The organism is Neorhizobium sp. 2083 (assembly GCF_031455615.1).
Lineage (GTDB): Bacteria > Pseudomonadota > Alphaproteobacteria > Rhizobiales > Rhizobiaceae > Neorhizobium.
In genome coordinates this window covers 102,138-119,660 of sequence record NZ_JAVDTC010000007.1, presented here as the reverse complement: position 1 = coordinate 119,660, position 17,523 = coordinate 102,138, and the positions used below count along the sequence as shown (strand labels likewise).

At 60.4% G+C, this 17,523-nt stretch carries 15 protein-coding genes; 11 read left to right on the top strand and 4 right to left on the bottom strand.

All coding sequences use genetic code 11. The annotated features are described in order from the left end of the window. Window positions 1–86: 86 nt before the first annotated feature. From J2X76_RS24490 to J2X76_RS24445, 10 genes are all read left to right on the top strand, one after another. Window positions 87–1,190: an efflux RND transporter periplasmic adaptor subunit gene (locus J2X76_RS24490; protein WP_310220032.1), complete on the top strand. Its 1,104-nt coding sequence runs from the start codon at window positions 87–89 to the stop codon at window positions 1,188–1,190. Continuing rightward, on the top strand, window positions 1,190–4,303 hold the full coding sequence (locus J2X76_RS24485; RefSeq protein WP_310220031.1) for an efflux RND transporter permease subunit: 3,114 nt from the start codon (window positions 1,190–1,192) through the stop codon (window positions 4,301–4,303). Before J2X76_RS24490 ends, J2X76_RS24485 begins: the two co-directional genes overlap by 1 nt. Window positions 4,304–4,344: 41 nt before the next feature. Continuing rightward, window positions 4,345–5,010, top strand: a complete 666-nt coding sequence (locus J2X76_RS24480) for a TetR/AcrR family transcriptional regulator (RefSeq protein WP_310220030.1) — start codon at window positions 4,345–4,347, stop codon at window positions 5,008–5,010. Between the two features lie 608 nt (window positions 5,011–5,618). Then, window positions 5,619–7,052 (top strand): Xaa-Pro peptidase family protein, encoded by a 1,434-nt coding sequence (locus tag J2X76_RS24475; protein ID WP_310220027.1) that lies wholly within the window; start codon window positions 5,619–5,621, stop codon window positions 7,050–7,052. Window positions 7,053–7,132: 80 nt separating this feature from the next. Then, window positions 7,133–8,392, top strand: coding sequence for a sugar ABC transporter substrate-binding protein (locus tag J2X76_RS24470; RefSeq protein ID WP_310220026.1), 1,260 nt, complete (start codon window positions 7,133–7,135; stop codon window positions 8,390–8,392). Window positions 8,393–8,419: 27 nt separating this feature from the next. Then, a complete protein-coding gene (locus J2X76_RS24465) occupies window positions 8,420–9,325 on the top strand; it encodes a sugar ABC transporter permease (RefSeq protein ID WP_310220024.1) in 906 nt (301 codons plus the stop codon). Then, complete coding sequence (locus J2X76_RS24460; protein ID WP_310220022.1) at window positions 9,322–10,158, top strand: carbohydrate ABC transporter permease; 837 nt, start codon at window positions 9,322–9,324, stop codon at window positions 10,156–10,158. The genes J2X76_RS24465 and J2X76_RS24460 overlap by 4 nt, the downstream gene beginning before the upstream one ends. Before the next feature lie 3 nt (window positions 10,159–10,161). Continuing rightward, window positions 10,162–11,322, top strand: coding sequence for an ATP-binding cassette domain-containing protein (locus tag J2X76_RS24455; protein ID WP_310220020.1), 1,161 nt, complete (start codon window positions 10,162–10,164; stop codon window positions 11,320–11,322). Window positions 11,323–11,327: 5 nt separating this feature from the next. Beyond that, window positions 11,328–12,233 carry an ABC transporter substrate-binding protein gene (locus J2X76_RS24450; RefSeq protein WP_310220018.1) on the top strand — a complete coding sequence of 302 codons (906 nt, stop codon included), beginning with the start codon at window positions 11,328–11,330 and terminating at the stop codon, window positions 12,231–12,233. A gap of 30 nt (window positions 12,234–12,263) precedes the next feature. After that, window positions 12,264–12,980, top strand: a complete 717-nt coding sequence (locus J2X76_RS24445) for an aspartate/glutamate racemase family protein (protein ID WP_310220016.1) — start codon at window positions 12,264–12,266, stop codon at window positions 12,978–12,980. A gap of 7 nt (window positions 12,981–12,987) precedes the next feature. On the opposite strand, the gene J2X76_RS24440 is transcribed toward J2X76_RS24445, so the two are convergent. The 4 genes from J2X76_RS24440 to J2X76_RS24425 form a co-directional block, all read right to left on the bottom strand. Next, a complete protein-coding gene (locus J2X76_RS24440) occupies window positions 12,988–13,887 on the bottom strand; it encodes a MurR/RpiR family transcriptional regulator (RefSeq protein ID WP_113283530.1) in 900 nt (299 codons plus the stop codon). Window positions 13,888–14,156: 269 nt separating this feature from the next. Next, window positions 14,157–14,504 (bottom strand): hypothetical protein, encoded by a 348-nt coding sequence (locus J2X76_RS24435; RefSeq protein ID WP_310220014.1) that lies wholly within the window; start codon window positions 14,502–14,504, stop codon window positions 14,157–14,159. A gap of 4 nt (window positions 14,505–14,508) precedes the next feature. Next, window positions 14,509–15,444: a hypothetical protein gene (locus J2X76_RS24430; RefSeq protein WP_310220012.1), complete on the bottom strand. Its 936-nt coding sequence runs from the start codon at window positions 15,442–15,444 to the stop codon at window positions 14,509–14,511. Window positions 15,445–15,696: 252 nt separating this feature from the next. Continuing rightward, the gene (locus J2X76_RS24425; protein ID WP_310220010.1) at window positions 15,697–16,707 is read right to left on the bottom strand and encodes an ATP-binding protein; all 1,011 of its coding nucleotides are present in this window, start codon (window positions 16,705–16,707) and stop codon (window positions 15,697–15,699) included. A 398-nt stretch (window positions 16,708–17,105) separates the two neighbouring features. On the opposite strand from J2X76_RS24425, the gene J2X76_RS24420 reads away from it, so the two are divergent. Next, window positions 17,106–17,513, top strand: coding sequence for a hypothetical protein (locus tag J2X76_RS24420; protein ID WP_310220008.1), 408 nt, complete (start codon window positions 17,106–17,108; stop codon window positions 17,511–17,513). The last annotated feature ends 10 nt before the right edge of the window (window positions 17,514–17,523 follow it).

Genomic DNA, 17,523 nt, shown 5'->3' with positions numbered 1-17,523 from the left:
TTTAGATTTCGATTGACATCTATATACGTTTTAGAGTTAGATCGCAATCTAATTCGAACGTATCGACCGTCAAGAAGGGTCATCACATGAAAACGAAGTTTCTTCTCTCCTCGGCGGTCCTGATTGCCGGCGCCGCCACGGCAGCAGTTTTCTTTTGGCCGACCGAGAAAGTTTCCGCGGCTGCCGACCCTCGGACGGCCGTTCCGTTTGTAAGCGTCGTAAAGGCAAAGACACCCGATACCGTTGCCAGAAGCTTTACCGGGACGATTGCGGCGCGGGTCCAGAGCGACCTCGGCTTTCGGGTGCCCGGCAAGATTATCGAACGGCTGGTGAACCTCGGTGACGAGGTGAAGGCCGGGCAGCCCCTGATGAAGATAGACGAGACGGATCTGCGCCTCGCGCTGACCGCGAAACGCAATGCCGTAGCGGCCGCCCAGGCGGCATTCGTTCAGGCGCAGGCTGATGAAAAGCGATTTGCCGCCCTGGTCAAAACCCTGGCGGCTTCCACCCAGCAGTATGAGAGGTCCAAAGCTGCGCTGGACACGGCCACTGCGCAACTCGCCGCAGCGAAAGCCGAGGAAAAGGTAGCCGAGAACGAGGCGACTTACACGGTCCTGTTGGCAGATGCTGACGGAACCGTCGTCGAAACGCTGGGCGAACCTGGACAGGTGGTTGCAGCCGGCCAGACGGTCGTCAGGCTCGCCCAGGCCGGAGCACGAGAAGCGCTGGTATGGGTGCCGGAAAATCTCAGGCCCGAGATCGGCGCGATCGCCCAGGCCACCATCTATAGCCGAGATGCCGAAGACAACGCGGTGCTTCGTCAGATCTCGGCCGCCGCAGACACGCGCACCCGCACCTATGAAACCCGGTGGGTCCTCCAAGGCGGTGCCGCCGCAGCGCCGCTCGGCGCGACGGTCACGATCAAGATCCCCAACAAGAATGCGCAATCCCATGCCGAGGTGCCGGTGGGTGCCATCCTGGACGACGGTATCCGTACCGGCATCTGGGTCGTAGACGAGAAGTCGTCTGCCGTTCACTTCCGGGAGCTGAAGGTTGAGCGGCTTGGCGAAGAAGATGCGATCGTTTCAGGCCTGAAGCCGGGAGAGGCTGTCGTCGCACTCGGCGCGCATCTCCTCACCGATGGCGCGACGATCCGGACCAGCGTCGAAAAAGCAGAGGCGGCCAAGTGATGAGCTTCAATCTTTCTGCGCTCGCCGTCCGCGAGCGGGCCGTAACCCTCTTTTTCATCATTCTTCTGGCAGCAGCGGGGGTGTATGCCTTCCTCAGCCTCGGACGCGCGGAAGACCCGTCATTCACCATCAAGACGATGACCGTCACGAGCGTCTGGCCGGGTGCAACCGCGCGGGAGATGCAGGATCTCGTCGCGGAACCGCTCGAGAAACGCATTCAGGAACTCACCTGGTATGACAGGGTGGAGACGACGACACGCCCGGGCTACGCGTTCCTGACCGTGACCCTTCGCGACGATACGCCGGCGAGTGCCGTCGAGGGAGAGTTTTACCAGGCACGCAAGAAACTTGGCGATGAGGCAAGAAACCTGCCGCGCGGTGTCTTCGGTCCTTTCGTGAATGACGAATATTCCGACGTCAGCTTCGCCCTCTATGCCCTGAAAGCCAAGGGCATGCCGATGCGCGATCTCGTTCGCCAGGCGGAAACGATCCGGCAGGACCTTCTGCATGTGCCGGGCGTCAAGAAGATAAACATTCTCGGCGAGCAGCCCGAACAGATCTTCGTCGAATTCTCTTTCGCCAAGCTCGCCACGCTTGGCGTCTCGGCGCAGGATATCGCGTCCGCCCTTCAGAACCAGAACACTGTTACACCCGCCGGTTCCATAGATACCCGTGGTCCGCAGGTCTTTATCCGTTTCGACGGCGCCTACAATAATATCCAGGCAATCGCCGATACTCCGATCGTCGCGGGTGGGCGAACGCTGAAACTCTCCGATTTCGCCGATATCCGTCGCGGCTACCAGGATCCCGCGACCTATGTCATCCGTCACGAGGGTGAGCCTGCCATCATGCTCGCTGCCGTGATGCAGTCGGGTTGGAACGGTCTCGAACTGGGCAAAGCGCTCGAGGAAAGATCGGCAACGATCGCCCAGTCGCTGCCTCTTGGCATAACCTTGGCAAAGGTCAGCGACCAGGCCGTCAACATCCAGGAAGCTGTCGGCGAATTCATGATGAAGTTCGCCATGGCGCTCGGCGTCGTGCTGTTCGTCAGCCTGATCGCTCTGGGCTGGCGCGTCGGCATCGTTGTTGCGCTTGCCGTGCCGCTCACGCTTGCCGTCGTCTTCCTGATCATGCTCGAAACCGGCCGCTTCTTTGACCGTATCACGCTTGGCGCGCTCATCCTGGCACTCGGCCTTCTGGTCGATGACGCCATCATCGCCATCGAGGTGATGGTGGTGAAGATGGAAGAGGGCATGGACCGAATCAAGGCGGCCGCCTATGCGTGGAGCCATACGGCGGCCCCAATGCTCTCGGGCACGCTTGTCACCATCATCGGCCTGATGCCGGTAGGCTTTGCGAAATCGACAGCCGGCGAGTATGCCGGCAACATCTTCTGGGTCGTCGGTTTCGCCCTGGTTGTATCCTGGATCATCGCGGTCGTGTTCACGCCCTATCTTGGCGTCAAGATGTTGCCCGACATCAAGCCCGTCAGCGGCGGTCATGGCGCCATCTACGGGACGCCGAACTATCAGCGCCTTCGTTCGGTGATCAAATTCGCTGTCCGGCACAAGTTCATGACCTGCGCCATCGTCGTGGTGGTAATGGGCGTTTCCGTCGTGGGCATGGGTGGCGTGAAGCAGCAGTTCTTCCCCACGTCGGACCGTCCCGAAGTTCTGGTCGAGGTGCGCCTGCCCGAAGGCACGAGCATCGAGACCACCACCGCTACGGTCGAAAAGGTCGAGCACTGGCTGCAGGCGCAACCCGAATCGAAGATCGTCACCAGCTATATCGGGCAGGGCGCGCCGCGCTTCTTCTTTGCGATGGCCCCTGAACTGCCGGATCCGGCATTCGCCAAGATCGTTGCCCTGACGCCTGATGCCGAGGGCCGTGAAGCGCTCAAGCATGGCCTGCGTGCGGCAATCGCCGACGGTCTCGCGCCGGAGGCATCGGTCCGGGTCGCGCAGCTTGTATTCGGGCCTTACACTCCGTTTCCCGTCGAGTTTCGCATCAAGGGACCTGATCCCGAGAAGCTCTATCAGATCTCGGAACAAGCCCTTGCGATCATGAAGACGGTACCGGATGTCCGCCAGGCAAACCGCGACTGGGGCAACCGTACGCCTGTCGTCCGCTTCATCCCGGATCAGGAGAGGCTGAACCTCATTGGCCTGTCACCCGCGGAAGCCGGGCAACAACTGCAGCTCCTGCTGAGCGGCGTCCCGATCACGCAGGTTCGCGAGAACATCCGCAACGTCCCGGTCGTGGCGCGCAGCGGCGGCGAAAATCGCCTCGACCCTTCGCGGTTGTCGGACTTCTCGCTCATCAGCCGAGACGGTCGGGCAATTCCGCTCGATCAGATCGGTCATTCCGAGGTCAGCTTCGAAGAGCCGATCATGAAGCGCCGCGACCGCACCCCGGTCATCACTATCCGGTCTGATATCAACGAGGCGACGCAGCCGCCGGAAGTGTCCCAGGCGGTCATGCAGGCCCTGCAGCCCTTGATCGCGTCGCTGCCCGTCGGCTACCGGATCGAAATGGGCGGCAATATCGAGGAGTCGCTCAAGGCGAACGTCGCACTCGTCAAGATCTTCCCCTTGATGATTGCCGCGATGCTGATTGTCATCGTCCTTCAGGTTCGCAGCCTTTCGACCATGACCATGGTCATGTTGACGGCTCCTCTCGGCCTTGCCGGCGTGGTGCCGGCACTGCTCCTCTTCCATCAGCCCTTCGGCTTCAACGCCATTCTCGGTCTGATCGGCCTCGCCGGCATCCTGATGCGCAATACGCTCATTCTGACGGAGCAAATCAAGGAGAACCAGGCGGCAGGTTTGGACGACTATCACGCCGTCATCGAAGCAACCGTACAACGAACCCGTCCGGTTATCCTGACCGCGCTGGCAGCCGTTCTCGCCTTCATTCCGCTGACCCACTCGGTCTTCTGGGGTTCGATGGCCTACACGCTGATCGGCGGCACCGCCGTCGGTACCCTGATGATCCTGCTGTTCCTCCCCGCACTTTATGCGGCCTGGTTCCGGATCAAGCCGACAGAAGACAAGGAGCATCCCAGCGATCACGCGGAGGAACCGGAACTGCCATTGCGACTGGCTGCAGAATAAGGCTCGAGCGCCATGTTGTTGTGCACTTGAAGGGTGACCAGATGAAAAACATGACGGAGGCGTCGTCTCCAGCGATAGACGATGTCGAAACCGATCTGGCTCGGGAAAAGATCCTGGATGTGGCGGAGAAGCTCCTCCGCCATATCGGCCACCGCAAGATGACGCTGGCAGACATCGCCGACGAACTCGGCATGAGCAGGGCAAATATCTACCGGTTCTTCCCCACGCGAGCCTCGGTTGATCAGCATCTCTATGTGCGATTTGCAGCCCAGACCGTCAAAATTGTCCGCGAAATCGCCCAGGAGGACGCAACCGCTCACAGTCGGCTTGCATCGATCCTTGAAACCGCTCATCGGCAGTGCCGGCGGTGGATACATAGCGACAGGAACGTGCACGCGCTGTTCGCGGCCGCCGCAATGGAGAACTGGCCGGTCGTGAGCCAGTTTTCCGATGAATTGACCTCGATACTCGAGACGGTCATCCGGGATGGGCAGGCAACGGCTGAACTGCAGATCGGCGATCCCTCCCAGGCGGCACGCGCCGTTCTTGCCTGCATGATTTCATTCGTGCATCCGGTCCTGGTCGAACAACGAATGGCCGACGAGCAGGATATCGAAGCGGATCTCCAAACGCAGATCAGCTTCATCGTCCAGACTTTCGGAAAGCCGCCAAAGGCGAAAAGTTCTCTCAGCGGGTATCCCGGTTGAGAGTGTGGTCACAAACACCGAATTGACCTTGAGGTCATACCGCGGCGCATTTTGCACCTACGCGGTCCAATTCCGGCAACACTGTAAACGGCCAGGCACATTAACGTCGTGCCCCCCGATCCGTGGCTGAAAAGATCGTCAACGTCATCAATGGGCCTGCCCAGGGCGTCCGGCATCACCGAGCATGACTGACGCCTTGGCACGGACCGGCAAACCGCCGTTCGGCCCAAGCCCCTCCAATCACGCCGATCACGCAAGCATATGGAAAGTTTTTTTCATGCGCCGGCATCGTCATATCGTCGCGGCGAGCATCCGCGGTGACTAAACGATGGGCGCCCGCGTCACCTGCTGGTGCCGATTTTTCACAGGCGAAGATGCTTTTTTTGCCTTTGTTCTGGACTGCAAAACCAGCGATCTCATTGATCGGCTAAGGGAAACAATCTGCACCCGGTGTACATGCCTGATTCCTTTCGAGCGTGAATCTGCCCCATTTTTTCAAATGCCCGTTTTAGGGGCAATTCGGTCGTCAAATGATCGTCCGATGGACTATGCAAATTAATTTTCAGAGATAATCTAGGTCTATCGGTATCTGCTAAATGAGAAGCCCAATGACCGTCCAAGCTCGTTCAAGCCACCCCATTCAGCACGGTGACGTGCGCTTCGAGCGTCTGCTGGACGGTTTCCGCCCGAGTTTCGAGTTCGAGCCGGTCGGTCCGCTTCCGGAAAGCGAATTCGTCGACAGGCTGCGTCGCATCCGGCGCGAGGCAACGGTCGCAGGGCATGACGTTATGCTTGTCCATGCGGATTCCATCGGTTCCTACCGCGTTTCCAATTCGTACCTTCGCTATATGTGCGACTGGGCGCGCGAAGGCGTGCTGGTGGTTCCGACCGACGAAGACAAGCCGCTGACACTGTTTTCCATCTTCAGCAGCTCCGTCCTGCTGCCGCCGGCTGGCGAGGCGGTGCTGGTCGAGGACATCTGGCAGGTCGGCACCTGGGGGCGCGAGACCTACAATCGTCCCGGCAAGACGGTCGACAAGGTCGTCGAGGCGGTCGGTTCCTTCCTGGAGCGCGAGGGTTTTGCGTCGTCGCAGATCGGCCTGATCGGCGATGCGACGTCCGCCGGCTACTGGAGCGGTCTCGGCAAACGTTTGCCGAAGAGCTCGTTCGTGCAGGCAAGCGCGATCATCGACCGCATGCAGAAGGTGCGTTCCAAGCGCGAGCAGGCGGTGGTGCGGGCGGCAGCACAGCTGGCCAGCATCGGCATCGAGGCCGCATATCACGTCATCAAACCTGGCGTCACCGACTATGAGATCTATGCCGCCTTCACCTACGCCCAGATGGCGCGAGGCGGTGAAAGCGGGGACGGTTACCAGATCGGCATCAACCAATACGGCACCCATTGCGGCAAGCCCTACGGTCACGTGGTCCGCAACGGCGACATCATCAATCTCTACATTTCGGCAGTGATCTATCAGGGCTACACGGCCCAGATTGCCCGCATGATCGCGGTCGGCGACATTACCGACAGACAAGAAGACGTGCTGCAGATGTGCACGGAGGGTGTCCAGAAAGCGGCAGCGCTGATCAGGCCCGGCGCGATCATCTCCGATCTCGCGAACGCCTCCTTCGAACCCTATATCGCCCGCGGTTACCTTTCGTCGCATGACAGCCGGACGATGCCTTACAACTGGGTGTCCGAAGACGACGGCAAACCGCGCCTGATCCCGCGAAAGCATGTCGTCGACGAAGATTGGGAACGTCAGGGCCGCAAGCTGATGCATGTCTATCCGGCGACGCTCGGTCCTCACAATCCCAATGTCGGACATTCCGTCTCGATGGTGAAATTCACCAACTACAACATCCAGTCGAACAACCACGACAAGCTCGAGGAAGGCATGACCTTCGTCCTGCACTCGCAATGGCTCGAGCCCGAGGTTGCGGGCTGCAATGTCGGCGACTGCTATCTCGTTACCGATACCGGGGCCGAAAATCTCAGCCACCATACTCCGCTTGCAGTGCATCGAGTGAAAGGGGTCTGATGTCTACCGCCTGACGCACTGCCTGATCCGTGAATACCAATAAGAAACCGCCCAATAAAAAACCCAGATGGAGAACAGATATGTTTGACAAGATTCGCCGCCGAAAATTGTTGGCTACGGCAGCCGTTGCGGCGTTTGCGTTGACCGTTGGGCTCGGCGCGGGCGAAACGCGTGCGCAATCGAGCGAGAAGGTCACGCTGAAACTCGCCAATTCCCAGTGGCTCGATGCCTTGCGCGGCAAGAACCTCTGGGCAGCCGTCAGCAAGTACCAGGAAGCCAATCCGAATGTCACGCTCGAGCAGGAAGCCATTCCGTCTGCCGAATTCGCCGACAAGCTGACGACCGAAATGGGGGCGGGCCAGGGACCGGATGTGGCGATGATGCAGGAGGGCCTGTTCTACGCCATGGCGGATGCAGGCTTCCTCGTCGACCTTTCGGCTGCGGCCGACGGCGCCAAGCTGAACAAGACCAATGAAAACGGCGTGGTCGACGGCAAGCGCCTGGGCGTCGCCTGGCAGCGCGCCGTTTATGCCCTGATCTACAACAAGCCCCTGGTCGATGCCGCCAACGCCAAGGTGCCGACGACGGTGGATGAGCTCATCGCCTCCGCCAAGGCTGTATCTGCCGCAACGCCGGGCGTGATCGGCTTCACGGCGCGCCACCAGATCAACGACTTTTCAGGCTGGTTCATGGATTTCCAGAGCTGGGCCTATGGCTACGGCGTCAACTGGGTCGATGCGAACGGCAAGCTGACGATCAACACGCCGGAGGCCGTCGCCGCCATCACGGCTTTCAAGAAGATGTATGATGCCGGCATCATCCCGGTCGGCGACAGCTTCCCGACCCAGCGCACGCGCTTCAAGGAGAAGCACGCGGCCTTCTCGATCGACAATTCCGGCGGCACGCTCAACATCGCCTCCGGCGGCGCGCTTCAGTCCGGCGATCTTTATGCCGCTCCGATGCCGTTCAAGAACCCCGGCGCGCATCAGCAGATCTTCGTCGGCGTGAGTTCGCACAGCAAACATCAGAAGGAAGCGATCGCCTTCGTCAAATGGCTGGTCGGCCCCGACGGCCAGCAGGCCCTGCGCGAGGCGTCGGGTCCGGACGCGCTTGCGACCGATGTCCCGGTCAGTGAAGCCTATTCCAAGGCCAACCCCTGGGCGCCGACCTTCGTCAAGCTCGCCGAAACCTCCCGCAGCACGCTGATCAAGGGATATGAGGTCGAAACGGCTCAAATCATGCGTTTCGTGATGCAGGCCGTCGAAAAGGTCATCCTTGCGAATGCCGATCCGAAGACGGCGCTTGCCGAAGCCCAGTCGGCGATCGACAAGCAGTTCTAAGAAACGCGCATTGAAGGGGAGACCGACGTGAGCTCGAGTGGCCTGAGAAGCAGGAGCGGCCTGGTCAAGCTGTTGCCCTATGCCTTCATTCTTCCGCCCATGATCTACCTGATGGTCTTCATGTTCTGGCCGCTGTCGCGGCAGATGTACATGAGCCTGACCAACACCCGGATCGTCAATCCCAACCGGGGCCGATTCATCGGCCTCGGCAACTACGAGCGGCTGATTGAGGATCCGGCCTTCTACGTCTCCCTCAAGGCGACCCTGGTCTACACGGTACTGACGGTCATCATCGGGGTAGCGCTCGGCGTCGTCGCAGCGCTTGCCATCGATCGTCCCTTCAAGGGACGGGCGGTCGCGCGGGCCATCCTGCTGTTCGGCTGGGCCGTGCCGGGTGTTGCGGCCTCGCTGATCTGGCTTTGGATGTATAATGAACGATCGGGCGTGTTCAATCGCATCACCGAACTGCTCGGCCTCGGTCGCTTCTCGTGGCTGACCAGCACCGACTACGCGCTCGGTTCGGTCCTCGCGGTTACCGTCTGGCAGGTCGCGCCGTTCGTGATGCTGGTCGTGCTGGCGGCTCTTCAATCGGTGCCGCAGGAGGTGCGCGAGGCCGCCAGGATCGATGGCGCCGATGGGATCAGCACCTTCCGTGCCGTCACCCTGCCGCATATCCGTCCATCGATCCAGCTCGCGGCCCTTCTGGTCGCCGTCTGGTCCATCCGCCGCTTCGACATCATCTACCTGCTGACCGGCGGTGGTCCGCTGGGTTCGACCAGCACCCTCGTCGTCAAGCTCCGCCAGACCGCGTTCGAAGGGCATGAATTGGGAATGGCGAGCGCCTACGGCGCGGTCGGCCTCGCGCTGGCGCTGATGGTGGCGGCCATCCACTACACCGCCGAACAACGCCGCATGAAGAGGATGTCTCGATGATGACACCCCGAAAACTCGCCGTGAAGGCGCTGCGATATACGCTGATCGGAATTCTGGTCGTGCTCGCCGGCTTTCCGGTCTACTGGATGGCGGCGACCGCGCTCAACGTCAATTCCCAGCTTTACGGAACCGGCCAGGTGGCTTGGCCGCAGCTGCAGCACCTGCCGGATCTGGTGACCGAACTCGGCAATGTTCCGATCGGCCGCTGGCTGTTCAACACGCTGCTGATCGCCTCGGGCGGCACCGTGCTGAGCCTGACGCTCGGCGCGCTTGCCGGTTACGCGCTCAGCCGCTTCAAGTTCCATGGGCGCGGCCTGGTCGGTTTTCTGCTGTTCATGACGCAAGTCGTTCCCGAAGCGCTGATCCTGGTTCCGCTCTATGCGATGTTCATCACGTTCGGCCTCTTGAACAGTCTCTGGGGCCTGATCTTGGCGAATGTCGGGTTCTCGCTGCCGGTGGCGTGTTTCGTCCTCAAGGGGGCGATGGATGCCGTGCCCTACGAGATCGAGGAGTCCGCCATCATCGACAATTGTCCGCGGTTCAGCGTGCTGACCATGATCATCCTGCCGCTGATCATGCCGAGCATCGCAGCGGCGGCGGTGGTGTCCTTCTTCGCCGGCTGGAACGAGTTCCTGTTTGCCTCGACCTTCCTCATGGACCGGACCCTGTGGCCGGCCAGCGTCGGTCTCGCCTCCTTCGTCGGGCAATATGAAACGCCGATGTCCGCCGTGCTTGGCGCGGCCCTGGTCTTCAGCACGCCCGCCATCGTCTTTTTCCTTCTTATCCAGCGCAAGATCGTGGCCGGTCTGACGGCTGGCGCCGTAAAGGGATAATCCATGCCCGCCTTGACGTTCAACAAAGTCTCCAAGACCTTCGGCGATCACACCGTGATCAACGCCTTCAACGCCGATATCCATGACGGCGAATTCCTGGTCCTGCTCGGCCCCTCCGGCTGCGGAAAATCCACGCTGCTGCGCATGATCGCCGGCCTCAGCGACATCACCTCCGGGGACCTGCTGTTCGACGGATCCGTCGCCAACGATTGGGAGCCGAAAAAGCGCGGCGTCGCCTTCGTCTTCCAGACCTATGCGCTCTACCCGCATATGACGGTCCGTGAGAATATCGCGTTTCCGCTGGTGATGGACGCGTTCCGCAAATGGTATCATCTGCCGATCGTCAACATCGTCGCCCGCCATCGGCTGATGAAGCGGACGGATATTGCCGAGCGGACGCTCAGCATCGCCCGCCAGCTGGAACTCGAGCCCCTGCTCGACAGGCGCCCTGCAAGCCTGTCGGGCGGGCAGCGCCAGCGCGTCGCGCTCGCCCGCGCGCTGGTACGCAATCCGGACCTCTACCTGCTCGACGAGCCGCTTTCCAACCTGGATGCCAAGCTGCGCACGCAGATGCGTTCGGAGATCTCGGCTCTGCATCACAAGGTCGGCAAGACCTTCGTTTATGTGACGCATGACCAGGTCGAGGCCATGACCATGGCGACCCGCATCATCGTGATGAACAAGGGCATCGTCCAGCAGGTCGATACGCCGGATGAGATTTACGATCACCCCGCCAACACCTTCGTCGCGCGTTTCGTGGGGTCGCCCCCGATGAACCTCATTCCGGCTTCGGTCAGCAACGACGCTCTTCAGCTTTCGGGCAAGCTTCCGGTCGATCATGCGGCGCCGCTTCCTTCGAGACGGCACATGACGTTCGGCGTCAGGCCGGAAAAGCTCACCCTTCATCCAGCCGGGGAGGGGCGTCTGCCCGCACAGGTGGCGGTGGTCGAACGCCTGGGCGCCGAGACGGTGATCGGTTGCCGGCTGATGACCGGCGAGGAAAACAACGATCAGCGGTTGCTGGAACACGATCTGGTGTTCGTTAGGGTCTCGGGCAATCCGAAGTTCAGGATCGGCGAACTTTGTTCGCTGGATTATCAGGCGGGCGACGTCCTGTGGTTCGACATCGATAGCGGCGACCGCATTTTCCCGGGCCAGGAGTGAACATCATGCAGACTTTCCACGTTTCGGCGACCGGGCACAGCCTCAACTACCTTCCAGAATACGTCGCCGTATGGCAGGGTTTCTTCGAGGAGGAGGGGCTCGGCGTCACCGCAAGCGTTCCTTCTCCCTGGGATCTCGTGCTCAGCGACATCGGTTCCGCCAAGGCCGACGCCGCGCTGGGCGGCATCTGGGTTCCGTCGATGTTCCATGGCCGTGGCAAGCGTTACACGCCTTTCGCACAGATCGCCGCCCGCGCCCCGCTCGCCATCCTCGGCCGCGAACAGCGCGGAGATTTCGACTGGCAGGCCGTGCCCGGCAGGACGATCTCGATGAAGGGCAGCAACGGTGCCAGCGTTGGCCTCTTCACCAAGCTTGTGCTGCGCGAAAACGGCGTCGATCCGCGGGCGGTCAATTTCGTCCAGGATCTCGACGGCAAGATGTTGTCCGATCTCTTCGTGGGCGGCATGGGCGATTATCTGGTGATCGATTATCCCTCCGCCGTCACGCTCGCATCGAAGACGGGCGTCCATGTGGTGGCCGAACTCCCCGTCACGGGCGGCAACGTGCCGTGGAGCGTCTATTATGCCGAGGGCGAGAGCGACGATGTCCGGCTGGACACTCAGGCCCGGTTCTCAAGGGCGCTTGGTCGCGGCATGGCGTGGATCCTGGCAAACGAAGCCGAGGGGTACCGCGACTTCCTCGCAGGGACGTTCCCGAAATTTTCGCCGGACCTGCTCGTCAGGTTGACCGACATCTATCGGGCCAATGGCATGTGGACGACGCCGCGGATCGACCCCGATGCCTATGCACGCTGGCAGCGGGGTATTGCCGACGGTCATCTCACCAAGGCGCCTATCGCCTACGGAGATCTTATCGACACCCGCCCGACGGCGGCCTTCGCCGGCGTCTGACCCAGGTTGATCCGAGGAGTATCAAAGACGATGCGCATCGCCGTCATCAATCCCAACACGACCGCGTCGATGACGCAGCGTATCGCAACTGCGGCGCGCGCCGTCGCTGGCCGTGACACCGAAATCATCGGCCGGCAGCCGGGAACCGGTCCGGAAGCGATCGAAGGTCCCTTTGACGGAGCATTATCGGTGCCTGGCCTCCTCAAGGAAATCGTCGCCGCCGAACGTGACGGCGCCGACGCCCATATCATTGCGTGTTTTGACGATACCGGGCTCGATGCCGCAAGGGCGATTGCGACCAGGCCGGTGATCGGGATAGGCGAGGCCTCGTTCCACGCCGTCAGCCTCGTGGCGCACAGCTTCTGCGTGGTGACGACGCTTTCCCGCTCGGCGCCGGTCATCGAGGACAATATCCACCGCTACGGTTTCGGCCATCGCTGCCGCCGGGTCTTTGCGACCGACATTCCGGTGCTCGAGCTGGAAAATCCGCAAAGCGGCGCGTTCGAGCGGATCTCGGACTTCATCCGCCAGGGGTTGGCCATGGGGGCCGAGGGCGTTTCGCTCGGCTGCGCCGGCATGGCGGAATTTGCACTCGACCTGCAGCGCGCGCACGGCGTTCCAGTGGTCGATGGCGTATCGGCGGCCGTCGGTCTTGCCGAAACGCTCGTCAGGTGCGGGCTGACCACTTCCAAGTCCGGCGTCTGGGCACCGCCGACGCGTCTGCACGTGCTCGAGAAATTTTCCTGACCCGCAGCTATCGGCCGATATTGGTCTGAGGGGTTGATACGTCGTCGAGCAGCTTCACCAGCCTGTCGATCTTTTCGAACCGGGCGAGGCTTTCCTCCCCCATCGCCGTCGACACGCTCCAGGCCAGATAGTTGATGATGGTGACGGCAGCGACGAAGGAATTGAAGGGCGAGGGCGATTGGCAGCGGCAGCGCAGCACGTGGTTGGCGGCCTTGGCGCTCGCCGCGGCGCTGAGATCGGTGATCAGAACCGTTATCGCGCCCGCTGCGCGCGCTTCCTTGATGATCGTCGGCAACAGTCTGGGGCGCCGCCGGAATGCGATGACGAGCACCACGTCGCCCTTGGCGATCGAGGCGATCTCGTGGGAGTAGCTTCCCCCGCCGACGGGGATGACCTGCACGTCGTTCTTCATCAGCGTGAAATAATGGGCGGCCTGAAGTGCCAGGCCGTAACCGCTGCGCAGCCCCATGATCCACAGCCGGCGGGCGCCGACGATCGCCTGGCTGACCTCGTGGAGCGTGGTTTCGGACAGGCTTTCGGCGGTGGTCCGGATATTGTCGATGTCCATCTGGACGGTGCTACTCAGCGAGACCTTGCCTGACGGCGCGCGATCGGGGTCTTCCAGGCCTGCCCGCGGCGATCCCCAGTGCTGGTCGGCCCGGATCTGCCGCTTGGCATCGGGATAGGTCGCATAACCGAGCGAGCGGATCAACCGTGCCGCGGTCGCTTTCGACACCTGCGCCTTTTCCGCAAGCTCACCGGCCGTGTAGCTCGGCAAGTCCATCTGGTATTGCAGCAGGATGTCGGCAAGCCGCTTTTCGGCGGGCGAGAGCGAGGAATAGATCGCGTAGATCCGCGCTTCGAGGGAGCGCGGCCGTTGCTGGGCTGTCGATTTGGACGGAGTCACGGAGCATCCCTCGTCTGCATGGATTCGAGCTGACGTTAGGCCGGCCCGGGCCTCTTGTACAAGCGGGCGGGAGCAAAGGAACTGTTTGATCCGGCGACGCTTGAAGAACCCAGGCGCGCTCGGGCATCTCGGAAGAGGCCGATGCTGCGGCCCCGAAAGCTCTCGCCCACTTTGGAGCGCACCGTTCAAGGTGATGAAAATTGCCTTTGACCCATTATTCTCAGACCTTGTTGCGTGGGAACCAACCGCTCTCCTGACGGCAAAACCGTTCATCTGACGTGGAAGCGGATGCGACTGACGAAATCGTCGACGTCAAAGTAACTTCGATTTCCGTCCGGCATTTCGGGGTCCATGGGATGCTTGTGGACGAACACCTCGTAGTTGATGATCGGGTTTATCGATATCGCCCTGACCTCAGCCACATGCGCTGTGCCTGTGACGATTGCGTCGTATCGGTCAGACCTGAGTGCTGCCGCCAATTGGCTTCGGTCGGCCGAGGTCGCCACGGCGAAAGCGTGTTCGGCGAGGGTCTCGGCGAGTTTCGAAGCGAATTTGGTGTAGGGAATGTAGAGAAGGATACGCGGGACGGGGCGAGCGTGCGGGCTTTTAGCCTCCATGATTTCAGTTCCGCGCATCGTCGACCGGAGGGTCCGCAAACAGTGCAGGGCTGCCGGGCGCAGCGGTGGAGCGCCGTTGGTTGCCCGCAGTCACCGGTCTAAGGTTCGTAAAGCCCTTCACCCGGTCTTCATTGCTCGGGCCCGCCTGGATGATCGAAAGCATCACGTCAGCCTGGCTGAAATACCGCGCGATCCATGGCACGGGGCCGATGCCGAAGCGCCTGCTGGAGCCCCAGCGCTGCCCCTTTTCAACCAGGGTTTCCCAGGGACGGGGCTTGCCGTGAAAGACGATGATCCTCGCTTTCCTCGGCTGCCGGATGGTCGGCAGCAAAAGGTTGATCGGGAAATATTTGGTGCAGCTTCTCTTGAAGCTGACGCAAAGCCCGGCCGGCCAGTAGCTTCTCTGCCTCACCCGATGTGTCAGATAGGTCTGGTCGTTCCTGAAGGTTGCGATGACCGCGAGCGGGTCCCTGGCGAAGTCGCCATAGATGTCCTCGATCGTCCCGGGGCAGAAGCCGAAAACGGACGACTGGGCGCCCCGATCCGGCCTGAGCGGTTGCGGCAACAATCCCCACAGATCGGGGTTCCATTCCCGCTGGATGACGAGATGGCGGCGCTGACGTACCAGATCGATGAACGGCGCCAGCGAGCGTTGCACCATGACGTCCAGATCCAGAAACAGCACGACATCCGCGAAGGGGAAGAGGTCTGGGGCGAAGACGCCGAGTTTCGGCCAGCATCCGCGCCGCCACGCGCGTTCTGGCAGGCCGCAATCGGGGATCGGGCGCACCAGAATGCCGGGAGCAAGATCCGTCCCGTCATCCGTCAAGCAGACGAAGTCGAATGTTTCCTCCATGTTTCGCATCACGCCGGCGTAAAGGGCGTTCACGTGTCGCGCGGTGAACTCGCCTCCCCATTTCATGCAAACGATCGTGACCATTGGAATTCTCCTGAAAAATCAGTGAGGAGAACTAGACGGTCGGCGTGTGAAGCGGTGTTTATTGTTGTTAAGTGGTGTTGCGGCGCGTGAGCGTTGATGGTCTCGCCTTGCCGATGCGCAGCAGGAGGCCGAGGAAGTCGTCGACCAAGGTAAATATCACCGGGATGACGACGAGGCTGAGGACGGTCGAGGTCAGCAACCCGCCGATGACGATGGCCTATTACGCGCAATCCAGCCAAGGCGGCTGTATTTCTATTTCACCTCAAGCGAGGGCCTCTTTGCCTCAATCGTTGTCCTGGTATCGACGTAGCTTGGGATAAGAATCTGAAAAATCAGGCCGCTTGGCGCATTGCCCGCAAGAGAAACGGTGCCATGATGGGCATGCACGATGTCGGCGACAATGGAAAGTCCGAGGCCGAAGCCTTCCCGCCCTTGCGTGCGTGCATCATCTCCCTTGAAGAAGGGCTCGAAAACCCGCGTTCTCAGATGTTCTGGAATTCCGGGTCCGTTATCGGTCACAATGATCTCGCAGCCGGCTTTACCTTTTCGTAGGCCAACAATAACCTCAGTTGCGAACTTGACGCTATTGTCGCAAAGGTTGGTCACCGCGCGCATGATTGCCAGCGGTTTGCAATCGATGATCATCCGATTTGGCCCCTCGAACCGGACCGGGAAGCCAACATCGCTGAACTCCGCGCAGACGGTTTGCAGCAGGCTCGCCACATCGGTCCGCTGCATGGGTTCGGTCGCGTAGTCGTCCCTGAGATATTTCAAGACTTCGTTCAAGAGGCTGTCGATGCGCATGACGTCAGACAAGAGCCCCTCGCGCATCGGTCCGTCCTCCATGCGCTCGGCCCGAAGCCGTAACCGGGTCAATGGGGTTCGAAGATCATGGCCAATGCCCCGCAACATTCGTGTCCTTGATTCGACCATCACCCGTATCCGGCTTCGCATTGCGTTGAGAGCATGGGCGAGGGCAACGATCTCGACAGGTCCGCGTTCTTCGAAAATTTCCGCGCTGTTTGCGATGTCCGAATGGGTGGCGGCTTCGGAAATGCGTTTGATTGGCTCCGTTATGACGCGAATGGCGAATATAAAAAAGAACGCGATCAGGACGAAGATGGCGACAGAATAATAGGGGCCTTCGTTCAGTATCGTACTGTTCAGGATCGTATCCGGAAAACCGGAGAGGATGAGAAGCAGGTCTTTAGCGCTAGAACGCGTAGCTGATACTCTCGACCGCTCGCGAACCAGACGCTTCAAGTGTAGCAGTCGCTGAGGCGCGGATACCGAGCTTCGGCGCCGCTATATTAGACCATGCAGCTCGCAAGGGACATCGTTGGTTGTGATTTAAGCCGTTCTTTGATATGAGAATATCTATGGCATACCCGAATTCTTGGCACATAATCTCATATCCTCGAAGTGGCAACCATGCCGTTCGCGCTATCATCGAACGGTTCAGCGGGAGGCCGACGCTCGGATGTCCCGGAGCGAAACAAAATGATCCGCCTATTTACGTTAGGAAGCCAAATCAGTGCCTTAAACTGATCGATATTCGCGATAAGCGATGTATCGGAAGGAAATCTCACTTTCCGCGTGAGTTTATCCAACATGATGCGCAGGAAACGGAAGCTGGCGTTATACTCATTACAAGAGATCCATTGGAAGCGATCACCTCGCATGTTTACAGCACGGTAAAAGGGCGGGTATTTGGCAAAAGGGTCAAGCCTTTCTTCGCTGTAAGGCAGGCTGTAGACGACTATTTGGGATCGCTGTTTGTTTTTCGCGCGATGTATGATCGCAGACGTATTCATGTGCGATACGAGGATATTATTCGCCCTGATTCTGGCGGAGCGGCTAGATTACTTCAGGCCATGGGGTACAATATTATTCCGAGTGAAGACGAAATTGCGGAAACACTACTGCTTTCTTTTGACAGTCTCCAAAGACCTGGCGGCGCAAAACGAGATCAGAAAGTGGTGGAGAAAATCAAGGACGAAATATCCAAGCGGCTTACCTATTCTCAGGTCTTGGCGCTTGCCCGCGTGCCTCAACAAAATTTCCGCTGATATTCAGGTC

Excerpts from the sequence above, each read along its gene's own strand:
- J2X76_RS24490 (WP_310220032.1), top strand. The coding sequence starts at position 87 with ATGAAAACGAAGTTTCTTCTCTCCTCGGCGGTCCTGATTGCCGGCGCC.
- J2X76_RS24485 (WP_310220031.1), top strand. The coding sequence starts at position 1,190 with ATGAGCTTCAATCTTTCTGCGCTCGCCGTCCGCGAGCGGGCCGTAACC.
- J2X76_RS24480 (WP_310220030.1), top strand. The coding sequence starts at position 4,345 with ATGAAAAACATGACGGAGGCGTCGTCTCCAGCGATAGACGATGTCGAA.
- J2X76_RS24475 (WP_310220027.1), top strand. The coding sequence starts at position 5,619 with ATGACCGTCCAAGCTCGTTCAAGCCACCCCATTCAGCACGGTGACGTG.
- J2X76_RS24470 (WP_310220026.1), top strand. The coding sequence starts at position 7,133 with ATGTTTGACAAGATTCGCCGCCGAAAATTGTTGGCTACGGCAGCCGTT.
- J2X76_RS24460 (WP_310220022.1), top strand. The coding sequence starts at position 9,322 with ATGATGACACCCCGAAAACTCGCCGTGAAGGCGCTGCGATATACGCTG.
- J2X76_RS24455 (WP_310220020.1), top strand. The coding sequence starts at position 10,162 with ATGCCCGCCTTGACGTTCAACAAAGTCTCCAAGACCTTCGGCGATCAC.
- J2X76_RS24450 (WP_310220018.1), top strand. The coding sequence starts at position 11,328 with ATGCAGACTTTCCACGTTTCGGCGACCGGGCACAGCCTCAACTACCTT.
- J2X76_RS24445 (WP_310220016.1), top strand. The coding sequence starts at position 12,264 with ATGCGCATCGCCGTCATCAATCCCAACACGACCGCGTCGATGACGCAG.
- J2X76_RS24435 (WP_310220014.1), bottom strand. The coding sequence starts at position 14,504 with ATGGAGGCTAAAAGCCCGCACGCTCGCCCCGTCCCGCGTATCCTTCTC.
- J2X76_RS24430 (WP_310220012.1), bottom strand. The coding sequence starts at position 15,444 with ATGGTCACGATCGTTTGCATGAAATGGGGAGGCGAGTTCACCGCGCGA.